The organism is Acetobacter senegalensis (assembly GCF_001499615.1).
Lineage (GTDB): Bacteria > Pseudomonadota > Alphaproteobacteria > Acetobacterales > Acetobacteraceae > Acetobacter > Acetobacter senegalensis.
In genome coordinates this window covers 2,930,378-2,941,544 of record NZ_LN606600.1, presented here as the reverse complement: position 1 = coordinate 2,941,544, position 11,167 = coordinate 2,930,378, and the positions used below count along the sequence as shown (strand labels likewise).

At 55.1% G+C, this 11,167-nt stretch carries 10 protein-coding genes; 5 read left to right on the top strand and 5 right to left on the bottom strand.

The genetic code is table 11. The annotated features are described in order from the left end of the window. Window positions 1-18 precede the first annotated feature (18 nt). From ygfZ to ASN_RS13690, 3 genes are read left to right on the top strand one after another with little or no spacing between them, the layout of a single operon-like run. The gene (gene ygfZ, locus ASN_RS13700) at window positions 19-891 is read left to right on the top strand and encodes a CAF17-like 4Fe-4S cluster assembly/insertion protein YgfZ (RefSeq protein WP_058988503.1); all 873 of its coding nucleotides are present in this window, start codon (window positions 19-21) and stop codon (window positions 889-891) included. Next, window positions 888-1,310, top strand: coding sequence for a phosphoribosyl-AMP cyclohydrolase (gene hisI / locus ASN_RS13695; RefSeq protein WP_058988502.1), 423 nt, complete (start codon window positions 888-890; stop codon window positions 1,308-1,310). The genes ygfZ and hisI overlap by 4 nt, the downstream gene beginning before the upstream one ends. Window positions 1,311-1,362: 52 nt before the next feature. Further along, the gene (locus tag ASN_RS13690) at window positions 1,363-2,421 is read left to right on the top strand and encodes an SPFH domain-containing protein (RefSeq protein WP_058988501.1); all 1,059 of its coding nucleotides are present in this window, start codon (window positions 1,363-1,365) and stop codon (window positions 2,419-2,421) included. A gap of 763 nt (window positions 2,422-3,184) precedes the next feature. On the opposite strand, the gene lpxB is transcribed toward ASN_RS13690, so the two are convergent. Continuing rightward, window positions 3,185-4,369 carry a lipid-A-disaccharide synthase gene (gene lpxB / locus ASN_RS13680; RefSeq protein ID WP_058989347.1) on the bottom strand — a complete coding sequence of 395 codons (1,185 nt, stop codon included), beginning with the start codon at window positions 4,367-4,369 and terminating at the stop codon, window positions 3,185-3,187. A 275-nt stretch (window positions 4,370-4,644) separates the two neighbouring features. On the opposite strand from lpxB, the gene ASN_RS13675 reads away from it, so the two are divergent. Continuing rightward, the gene (locus ASN_RS13675) at window positions 4,645-6,117 is read left to right on the top strand and encodes a SulP family inorganic anion transporter (protein ID WP_082666828.1); all 1,473 of its coding nucleotides are present in this window, start codon (window positions 4,645-4,647) and stop codon (window positions 6,115-6,117) included. Between the two features lie 253 nt (window positions 6,118-6,370). Here the strand turns inward: ASN_RS13675 and sthA are convergent, their stop codons facing one another. The 4 genes from sthA to msrP all read right to left on the bottom strand — a co-directional run bounded on the left by sthA (window position 6,371) and on the right by msrP (window position 10,087). Beyond that, entirely contained in the window at window positions 6,371-7,837 is a 1,467-nt protein-coding gene (gene sthA / locus ASN_RS13670) for a Si-specific NAD(P)(+) transhydrogenase (RefSeq protein ID WP_006558997.1), read from the bottom strand. A 75-nt stretch (window positions 7,838-7,912) separates the two neighbouring features. Further along, on the bottom strand, window positions 7,913-8,476 hold the full coding sequence (locus ASN_RS13665; RefSeq protein WP_058988498.1) for a nucleotidyltransferase family protein: 564 nt from the start codon (window positions 8,474-8,476) through the stop codon (window positions 7,913-7,915). Between the two features lie 28 nt (window positions 8,477-8,504). Then, a complete protein-coding gene (locus ASN_RS13660; RefSeq protein ID WP_058988497.1) occupies window positions 8,505-9,128 on the bottom strand; it encodes a protein-methionine-sulfoxide reductase heme-binding subunit MsrQ in 624 nt (207 codons plus the stop codon). A 5-nt stretch (window positions 9,129-9,133) separates the two neighbouring features. Next, entirely contained in the window at window positions 9,134-10,087 is a 954-nt protein-coding gene (msrP, locus tag ASN_RS13655) for a protein-methionine-sulfoxide reductase catalytic subunit MsrP (RefSeq protein WP_058988496.1), read from the bottom strand. A gap of 133 nt (window positions 10,088-10,220) precedes the next feature. On the opposite strand from msrP, the gene ASN_RS13650 reads away from it, so the two are divergent. Continuing rightward, window positions 10,221-11,108 carry an NAD(P)-dependent oxidoreductase gene (locus tag ASN_RS13650; protein ID WP_099048382.1) on the top strand — a complete coding sequence of 296 codons (888 nt, stop codon included), beginning with the start codon at window positions 10,221-10,223 and terminating at the stop codon, window positions 11,106-11,108. Window positions 11,109-11,167: the final 59 nt, after the last annotated feature.

Genomic DNA, 11,167 nt, shown 5'->3' with positions numbered 1-11,167 from the left:
CTTCTGGGAGAAAACGCCATGCCACCCATCACGCATGTTGCCCTGCTTGAAAACCGAACCGTTCTGAAGCTGTCTGGCGCAGACCGTGTGAAATTTCTACAGGGCTTGGTTACAGCCGATATTGCCGCCCTCACACCCGGGACGGCAGCATGGTCCGCCTGCCTGACGCCGCAGGGACGCTGGCAGGCCGATTTCTTTATTGTGGCAGACCCCGATGACACCTGCCTGCTGCTGGACTGCGCAACGGAACAGGCCGAAGCCCTGCGCAAACAGCTATTGCGTTTCCGCCTGCGGTCTGACGTGCAACTGGAGCCGACAGGCATGCGCGTGCTGGCTGCGTGGGGAGAACGCCCGGAAGCCGCCCTGCTGGAGAACGCCATTACCTTTGCAGACCCCCGTGTAGAAGCCGCTGGCTGGCGTCTGCTTGATGCCCCGCCAGAAACCACGCTGACTGCAACCGAACAGGATTATAACCTGCACAGGCTGGTTCTGGGTCTGCCCGATGGCGTGCAGGATTGTGAAGTGGGCCGCACGCTGGTGGCAGAAGCCAACATGGATCTTCTGGGCGGGGTTTCCTGGACCAAAGGCTGCTATATGGGGCAGGAGGTGACCGCACGCATGCATTACCGCACGCTGGTCAAACGTCGGCTGGTGCCTGTTGCCAGCACCGCTCCTCTCCCCGCGCCCGGCACCCCAATTCTGGCCGATGACGTCGAGGTTGGCACATTACGGTCCTCTCAGGATCATGTCGGCCTGGCCCTTCTCAAAACAGCAGCCCTTGAAAAAACCTTACTTTGTGACGGCCACAAACTGGTGCCTCGTCCGCCAGCGTGGCTCACCGCAGCCCTTGAGACACCGTCTTCCACCTCTGAAAATCCTGAGCCTTCATGACCTACACAGCCCCTTCCGCCGCCGTAATTGACTCCATGCTGGAGGCCGTCAATTTTGACGCATCCGGCCTGATCGCCGCCATTGCCCAGCAGCATGATACGGGCGAAGTGCTGATGATTGCATGGATGACGCATGACGCCCTGCGGGAAACCCTGCAAACGGGCCGTGTGTGCTATTATTCCCGCAGCCGCAAAAAACTCTGGCGCAAAGGCGAAACATCCGGACAGGTGCAACATCTGCATGAAGCCCGGCTGGATTGTGATGCTGATGCCGTTCTGCTTCTGGTCAATCAGATTGGCGTAGCGTGCCACACGGGGCGCAGAAGCTGTTTTTATCGTGCATTTGAGCCGGATGGACTGGTAGAACTGACCAAACCGGAAATTGATCCCAACCAGCTCTACGGGCACACTCATTCTTAAAGCCAGAGCCCGCATCTTTCCTTCCCCGCCCCCTTCATAAAGGACGCGCGCCATGCCCTCAGCCCCACAGTCTCCCAACACTGCACGGCCTGAGGGGGAGCCTTCTATCCGCTCCGGGCACATTACTGAATACACGTTCCGCGCCATCAGCGCGTGGCCTGTGCTGGCAACGTGTCTGGTGCTTGTTCTTGCCGGTGCGTGGCTTTTTTACCTTGCAGGCCACCCTCCGATACTGTCCCCCGCCCTGCCGGTTGTCGGCATTGCCTGTTTTCTGCTGACTTTTTTCCTACTGAAAGGCCTGATCATTCTTCAGCCGAACGAGGCCGCCGTCTGCCTGCTGTTTGGAAAATATAAGGGAACACTCACGCAGGCTGGTTTCTGCTGGCTAAACCCGTTTTATACCCGCCAGAAACTCTCCTTGCGGCTTAAAACCCAGGAAACAGGGCCCCTCAAGGTCAATGATGCCGTGGGGAATCCGGTAGAAATTGGTGCGGTCATTATATGGCGGGTGGCGCAGGCTGCACGCGCCACACTGGAAGTAGATAATTACGGCCTTTATGTCTCCGCCCAAAGTGAGACCGCCTTGCGTCTGCTTGCCAGCCGCCACCCCTATGACCCAACAGAACAACAGGACGCCCAGCCGACAACTGGCACTGGCACTGGCACTGGCACTGGCACTGGCACTGGCACTGGCACTGGCACTGGCACTGGCACTGGCACTGGCACTGGCGTCCCCACCCCTGCTGACGCCCTTTCGTCAATAACCCTGCGTGACGGAAGCGATGTTCTGGCCAGCATTCTCCTGCAGGAATTGCAATTACGGATGGCGCCTGTTGGCATAGACGTGGTGGAAGCCCGTATTTCTCATCTGGCCTATGCACCGGAAATTGCTGGTGCAATGTTGCGCAAACAGGCTGCCAGCGCCGTTATCGCCGCCCGCCGCGTCATCACGCAGGGCGCTGTCTCCATTATTGATGATGCGCTGGCAGACCTTGAAGCCCGCATGGGTCACCAACTGGAACCCCAACAGCGTGCTGCCATGATCTCCAACCTGCTGGTTGTCCTGATCGGGGATCGTGAAGCCACCCCCACCGTCAATACCGGATTATAAAAGAGTTTTTCTTAAAAAGGGACTTTAGAAAAAGGTGCATCAGTCCTGTAATGGCATAATTCTCACCATTCCCCACCCAGACTGAAACACTTCACTGCCAGATCGTATAAAAAATGAAATAGGCCGACTACACTGACACATTTGAATGGGACGGCTCTCTTCAGGATATTTATATCTTTGAAACGCCCCTTCATGACTGGCAATAAGTCTGATCTTTCCTGTTATCTTTTCATGAAAAGCTGTGCTTTCAGGTAGAAGGAACGGTTGCGCAGGCTCTTGAGCATGTCCGCGATATTTTTGCGATCAGAGCAAACAATACCGTCGTTGCATCCTTTTTCCCGGGACATTTCCAATCAACTGTCATTTTTTGGCATAGAACTGACGGAATGTGATCTCGACCCAAGAGACATCCATGATGCTGTAACATTCCAAATGTTACAGGATACTCTGAAAACCATCGCGCGGATTACGTCCAAACCCGTTTTCCTGACAGAAGAAAATGGGCCGGGCGTATCCTCTGGCATTATGATCCAGCCTGTAACCCCAGCATCCCGTAATAACAGCACAATGCTAAAATTTAAGTATCCCGAAATTACAAAGCATTTCTTAGATTTGATATGCGAAAGAAAAGGGAAGCGAATTTTACAAAGATTCATGAAAATACACTATTCCTACAGAAATATTTATTTTATCACCCTGTAGACATGCGCTATTGGCCTGTTTCAATTCACAGGCCCCCTTTTTCTTTACCATAGGGCGAGCCTTATTTTTGTCTCCCCGCTTGCCGCTCAGCCAGCAAGGCCAGCACGGCATCGGCTGCCGCGTCAGCAGGCAGTTTTCCTTCTGGCCCCTGTAAACCGTTCAGAACCGTTTTAAAGGCCTCTTTCTGCCGGTTCGCTATATCCGGGTTTTCAAAAAGAGTTCTTACTGCACTGGCCAGAACGGAAGGCTTGCAGTGTTCCTGCAACAGTTCAGGCACAATGGCCCGCCCCGCCAGCAGATTAACCATAGCCACATAGGGCACTCTGATAAGTCGCCGCGCCATAAAGGCCGTAATAGGGTTCACCCTGTAGGTGACTGCCATGGGCACGCCCGCCAAAGCCAGTTCAAGGGTGGAGGTGCCTGATTTGGTCAACGCCGCCCCTGCTGCGGCAAAAGCATCATGCTTGTCCTGCCCATCGGTCACAATGACCGGCCGCACCGGCCAGTTTTCAGTCTCACGCTCAACAGTAGCAGCCACCACAGGGGAAACGGGAATAACCGGTACCAGATCAGGCATATCCTTGCGGAGCAGAGCCAGCATTTTTCCAAACACCGGCAACAGACGTGGCACTTCGGAGCGTCGGCTGCCGGGCATCAACACCAGCACGCGCGCCTTGGCCGCCAGCCCATGCCGTTGGTGAAAGCGGGCACTCTCTCCATCCTGCGCACCAGACTGAAGCACAGGATGGCCGACAAAACGCGTCAGTAATCCATGGCGGCTGAAAAACGCCTCTTCAAATGGCAACAGACACAGCAGTTCATCCCACAGACCGGGAAATTCCTTTACGCGTTTCTGCCGCCAGGCCCACACCTGTGGTGCCACGTAGTGCACCCGCAAAATCCCCTTATCCGCAATACGACGAAGCAACCGCAATGCAAACCCGGGGCTATCAATGGTGATCACCATATCTGGTTTTCGGGCGGCAATGTCCTCCACGGCCTCGTTCAGTCGGACCGAAAGTGAACGGAGCCTTGGCAGAACCTCCACCAACCCCATCACGGCCAGATCACGCATGGGGAACAGGCTCGTCAACCCCTGCGCCTCCATCCGCACGCCCCCCACCCCAACAAACCGCACTGCAGGCTCACGTGCCCGCAGTGCCTGCATCAGACGTGCGCCAAGCACATCACCACTGGCCTCGCCAGCCAGAATCCAGATAAGGGGGGAAGAAGATTGGTCTACCATGCCTTCACGCATAAAGAGGTGTCCACCCCGGCACAATGGGGTCAGACGTTGACCGCGCTTTCCATGCGCTGTGATACCACGCGCAGAGCAGAAACCACATATCTCTCAAACCCAGTGGGATCATCCGAAAAAACGGCGAGGCGTGGGTTGCTTGAGATCAGGCACAACGAAACCAGGCCGCTGGCCCTTTCCCTTACATTCCGTGTCGTTCCACGATAAACAGGGCGGGCTTTTATCCCATGACCTTTTGCACCATTGCCTGAGAAAGGATGCCCGTGACTGTTAGCCAATACCTGAAAGAGTGGACGGAAGACCCTGTCAGAAACGTGCTTGCGGGCATGGTGGGCACCTTCGCACTTATTCCGGAAGTCATTGCATTTTCCTATGCCGCAGGGGTGGCACCCGCCGTCGGGCTGTATGCGTCTTTTGTCATCAGCGTTGCCATTGCAATTACAGGCGGCAGACCGGGCATGATTTCTGGGGCCGCGGGTTCCGTAGCACTTGTGGCTGCGGATCTGGTGCATGGCCACGGTTTTGACTACCTGCTGCTGGCAACATTACTGGCCGGTGCCATTCAGGTGTTATTCGGCCTGTTCAAACTTCAGAACATGATGCGGTTTGTCTCGCGCGAGGTTGCAACCGGCTTTGTGAACGCGCTGGCCATTCTGATTTTTTCCGCCCAAATTCCGCAAATGGTGAATGTTAGCTGGCAGACCTATGCGCTGATCGCGCTGGGGTTGGCCATTGTTTATCTGCTGCCGCGGTTTACAACACGCATCCCTTCCCCGCTCATCTGCATCATTGTTCTCACTGGCCTGACAATGGCGTACCCCATGCCTGTACATGTGGTGGCTGATCTTGGCCCCCTGCCAACAGGCCTGCCCTCCTTTGTTCTGCCGCATGTGCCGTTCACTCTGGAAACGTTTAAAATTGTGCTGCCCTACGCATTCGCCATGGCCATGGTGGGTGTGCTGGAATCTCTGATGACAGCAGGCGTCGTTGACGAAATGACGGACACGCACAGCAACAAACGTATGGAATGTACCGGCCTTGGCATTTCCAACATTCTTGTTGGCCTGTTTGGCGGCATGGCCGGATGTGGCATGATCGGCCAGACGGTCGGTAATCTGCGCTATGGCGGGCGCGGCCGCCTTTCTACCTTCACTGCCGGAGCGTTTCTCCTTTTGTTGCTGGTTGTCCTGCATAATTTTGTGGCGCAGGTGCCGGTGGCTGCGTTGGTCGCCATCATGATCATGGTCTCAATCAGCACCTTCTCATGGTCATCCCTCCGAGATCTGGTCAGGCACCCACGGCTATCTTCCACCGTCATGCTGGTAACGGTGATTGTGGTGGTGCTGACGCATGACCTCGCCGCTGGCGTAGCGTGCGGTGTGCTGTTGAGCGGCCTGTTTTTCTCATTTCAGGTCATGCAGCTTCTCCAGGTCAACTCCAGCCTCAGCCCGGACGGCCAGACACGAACCTATTATGTGCAGGGGCAACTCTTCTTTGCGTCCACAACACTTTTGACAGACGCCATCGATTTTCAGGATGCCGCCCCGCACGTTGTGCTTGATCTGAGCGCCGCCCACCTGTGGGATATCAGTGCAGCAGATGCTCTGGAAAAACTTGTCTCTCGCCTGCAAACACGCGGCAAGACGGTGCATATCATCCACGCGGATGAACGCGCTGCCCGCCTGTTAAAGGCGCTGGGGCATGATACATTGCTGGATGATACGCAACCTGCGTAAAACCACGAGAGCAGAGACATTTCTTGCAACAAGCCGGACCACACACACCGCATGGTCCGGCTTTTTTATGCTTCCTAATTGAAACGTCTGCGGTTGAGAAATCGTGACATATCTTTCGGGACTGAACAGACGACTGTAACAGGCGCTATGCGTCACCAGCGGCTCGAAAACCCAGCGCGTTCAGCCGCAAAAAGATCTACCAGACCACTCTGATAGATTGTTCAAACAGCCCCTTATTTCCGGCAGGTATGGTTCAATCTGTTTTTGCGGCTCGTTCAGGAGCCAACGTTTCCGGAGCCACGGCAGGAGGCTCACCATCCTGCCGGGGGGTCATACGGTTCCATACATCCAGCGCTGCTATTTTATAGGCCTCGGCGAATGTGGGGTAATTGAACGTAGCCTCAATAAAATACTCAAAACTACCACCAAAATTCAGAACAGCCTGCCCGATATGAATAAGCTCGGTTGCTGCTTCCCCAACAATATGCACCCCTAGCAGCCGATGCGTTTCAAGGCAGACAATAATTTTCAGAAACCCGGCTGTCTCTCCCATAATCTGTCCGCGTGATGTTTCACGAAAACGGGCAATACCGGTTTCATAAGGCATTTTCTTTTTCTGAACGTCTTCTTCCGTCAAACCAACGGTGGAAATTTCCGGCACGGAATAAATGCCATAGGGGAAAAACGCTGGGGCTGGCGGCACCGCGTACCCGCAGGCGTGGCAGGCCGCTATGCGTCCCTGCTCCATGGATGTTGAAGCTAAAGCCGGGAACCCGATCACATCCCCCGTCGCATAGATATGCGGCACCTCTGTCTGAAAGGAGTTGGCATCCACTTTCAGGCGTCCGCGTCCATCCGCGCTCAGGCCTGCTGCTGCCAGATTAAGGTCCGCCGTCGCGCCCTGACGTCCCCCTGTATAAAGAAGAAGCTCGCCGCGCACTCGTCGGCCACCTTCAAGCAGCGCCACGGGCTGGTCATCCTCAATCACTATGGATTCCAGAGTGCACCCAAGACGAAAATTCACGCCACGATCACGCAGTTGCTGCACAAAATCCTGCACAATCTCCCGATCCACAAAATCCAGGATCTGGTCACGCTGATCTACAATGGTGACACGCACATCAAGGGCGCTGAAAATGGTGGCATACTCAATCCCGATTACACCACCACCAATCACAACAAGAGAACGCGGGATATGCTCCAGACAAACCATGGCATCGCTATCGATCACATACTTTCCATCAAAAGGAATGTGATCGGGTCGATGCGGAACAGAGCCGACTGCAATCACAATAGCCTTGCCACTCACCTGCCGGGACCGTCCCTGTTCACCCACAATTTCAATTGTATGCGGATCAACAAACCGGGCCACACCGTAGGCCACGTCAATTCCGTTGCGTGAAAACTGATGTTCCAGAACATCAATTTTATCAGAAAGCGTCTTATCCAGACGCCGCCCCAGATCCTGTGCGTCAATATGGTGCTTGACGCGATAACTGAAGCCATAAATGCCCCGTTCCCGCCAGCCCGTGAGGTTCAGCACCGTTTCTCGCAAGGTTTTTGACGGAATAGTGCCTGTGTGAACCGAAACACCGCCTATCTTCTGGTGCCGCTCTATCACCAGAACGGCCTTCCCGAACTTGGAGGCCTGCACAGCCGCCCGCCGTCCTGATGGACCACTGCCAATAACAATCAGGTCATACGCATACGCCTTGTTCATGACAGCCCTCTCTGTGCTCACTATCCCTCAACAAGGACGCCCATGCAGCAAAGGAGTTGCCTCGCGCGCGTGCCATCAGGGCATATCGGGCTCGTATTCAAGCAGCGGGTAGCGCTGGAGCCACGTCTTCTGCCTCACCCGCTCTTCAAAAACTGATTTCTTTGCCCCACAAAAAGACGGACCGGGCCGCAGTTTCAACTGAAAGAGATCCGCTAACCCGAACGGAGCATTGACCTCGATCCTGCCATCATCACCCAAACGCACTGCAACGGCAGTCGCTGTTTCCGGCCAATACCGCATGGCGTCAGCCACACTGTCATAGGGCGCATCACCATTGCGTCTATGCATCCGGGCCTGATTTTTGACGGACCAGCTTGTATCGGGCATCTGCCTACATAACGCCTGCTCTATGGTGCGCTCTGTTTGCGCCTGTGTGTGTTCCGCTTCAAACCACACGACATCCACATCGCCAATGGGGCGAGAGGCCGGAAAACCATGCAGATCATCCCATACAGCATCGCGCACAAAACCTGCAGCAATCCAACAGTCCGGTAAGGCAAGCGCGCGCACCAACCGCACCATATCCATCCTGACAGGATCATCGTGCAGGAGGGCAATCAGCTTCTCTTTATAGCACATATGCTAAAATCTGTTTTTAGAATTTCTCTTACTGCACACTCCTGCGTGGCGGTTTGGGCACCAGCCGTAACGCCAGCACAAACAAAGCGACCGCACCGTAAAGAAAAGGCTCCACATGCCAGGTTTTAAAAGCAATGGTATAATGGATCGTTGCCAGAAGCATGGCCAGATAAGCCAGCCGGTGCAGAGGAACCCATTTGCGCCCCAACGCCCGAATGGCACGGCGCGTAGAAGTTGCCGCCAAGGCTGCCAGAATCAGAAAAGTGATTACCCCAAAGGTCAGGAACGGACGCGTTGTGAAATCCTGCCACAGAATATGCGTATCGAGATGCCGTGCCACAACCACGTAAAAGAAAACATGCAATGCCGCATAGGTAAACGCCAGCAACCCCAACGGCCGCCGGTACAGCATAAGATCCACGCCCACAAAACGCTTGAGCGGTGAAATAACCATAGAGGCCAGCAAAAGACGAAACGCGTATCGCCCAAAATCATGCAGGCAGACCGAAGTCGGGTTAGGCCCCAATGTGCCTGCCATGCCCTGTGCAATATCCAGAGCGGCCGGAAGCAGAAAAAACAGATACAGCAAAACCTGCCGCGTCACGGGCGAAAAACGCGAACGCCTGCGGCGCGGGGAAGAAAAAGAAGGCATCCTGCTTAAAAGTCCTTCCGCAAATCCATTCCCTGATACAGGTCTGCAACCTGTTCAGCATATCCATTAAAAAGCTGTGTTGGTTTTCTGGCTGTGCGGAACAGGCTGCCTTCTCCAATAACCTGTTCGCTGCCCTGGCTCCATCGTGGGTGATCCACAGCAGGATTCACATTGGCATAAAATCCGTATTCTTCCGGTGCCATCAAATTCCAGCTTGTTGGCGGCTGTCTGTCCGTCACTGTAATGCGGGTTATGGATTTAATCCCTTTGAAACCATATTTCCACGGAACCACCAGCCGAATGGGCGCACCATTCTGGGCAGGTAGAGCTTCCCCATAAACACCGGTTGCCAACAAGGTAAGTGGGTGCATGGCTTCATCCAGCCGCAACCCTTCCACATAAGGCCACTTCAGCGCGAATAATCCTCCTCGTTGGCCCGGCATCTCGGAAGGACGGAACACGGACGTAAACGCGACATATCGCGCACCTATTTTGGGCCCTGCCGCTTTCAACACTGCAGCCAGCGGAAAACCGTTCCACGGAATAACCATGGACCATGCCTCCACACACCGCATGCGATAAAGGCGGTCTTCCTGCCCGAACTGTCTGGTCAGATCCTCCAGCGGCCAGGTGCGGGGGTTATCAACCATGCCATCAACCTGCACACTCCACGGCAATGGTTTAAACGCACCTGATAATTCAGCGGGGTCTGACTTATCCGTACCAAATTCGTAAAAATTGTTATACTGCGTTACATCATTACGGGGTGTGGGTTTTTCTGGTGCAGGCCAGCCAGCCTCTCCGCCTGCATGCCCTGCCGCAGCCTGCGCCGTCTGGTCTGTATGTCCTACAGCAAGCATACTGCCGGCGGCTCCCGCAATCAGGGTACGGCGGGAGAGAAAATAAGAACGAGGTGTGATTTCTGATGCCATAGGCTGGGGGTATCGATACGCCTCCATAGCTGGAATCCCCTTTTCAGTATAAAACCGTGCATCAGAGAGCGACGTACGCACGCCACCCTGACGAGAAGGGCCAGAGACTCCGCTCGCTTATTTTTCGTTTGTGACACAAACCAGGGATGAAAGAGAAAGGATTTATTCAAAAATGAGCACTCAACAAACCATTGGGTTCATCGGCTTTGGTGCCATGGCCAGCCGTATGGCCGCCAACCTGCAAAAGGCCGGATATGCAGCCATCGCCTATACGCCCTCCGGCAAAGGTGGTGATGGCAGCACGCCTTTCTTTTCCTCCCCTGCGGAAGTCACCCAGAAGGCAGATATCGTTCTTGCATGCGTTCCGGATGATGAAGCACTTGCGGCCTCCATGTACGGCCCATCAGGGGCTCTGGCAGGCATGAAGGCAGATCAGCTTCTGCTCAACACCAGTTCCGTCTCGCCAGAAGCAGCAGATGCCCTGTTCAAAGCCGGGCAGGAAAAAAACATTATTGTGATCGACTGTCCGGTTTCCGGCAGCACACCGGAAGCCGAAGGCGGAAACCTTGTGGTGCTTGCTGGAGGAGAAGACTCCGCCATGGCACGCGCCAAACCTATTTTTGATGCCATCGGCAAAACCACCATCCACGCAGGCCCATCTGGCAGCGGTGCGCGGCTGAAGCTGGTTATCAACGGCATTATGGGGACAGGCCTTGCTGCCGTAGCAGAAACCATTGCCTACGGTCTGGCCGCAGGCCTTGATCGTTCCATGCTGTTTGATGCGCTGGACGAAGTGGCTGTGATCTCACCTCACCATAAACGCAAGATCCGGGCCGCTAAGGCGGGTGACTTCTCCCCACAGTTCCCAACCCGCCTGATGCAGAAAGACATGCGCCTGCTGATGGATGCTGCCGCCCGTCTGGCTGTACCAGCTCCCACACTGGCGGCCACCACCCAACAGCTTTCCCTCACCCGCCGCGCAGCCGAGGACGCTGACTACTCCGCCCTGATTGGCGTGATGGAAAAAATTGTCGCCAACGACGCCTGATTGAAACGGCTACAGTTCTTTACCCAGAGAACAGCGGTTCACTCAAAAAACGACACACT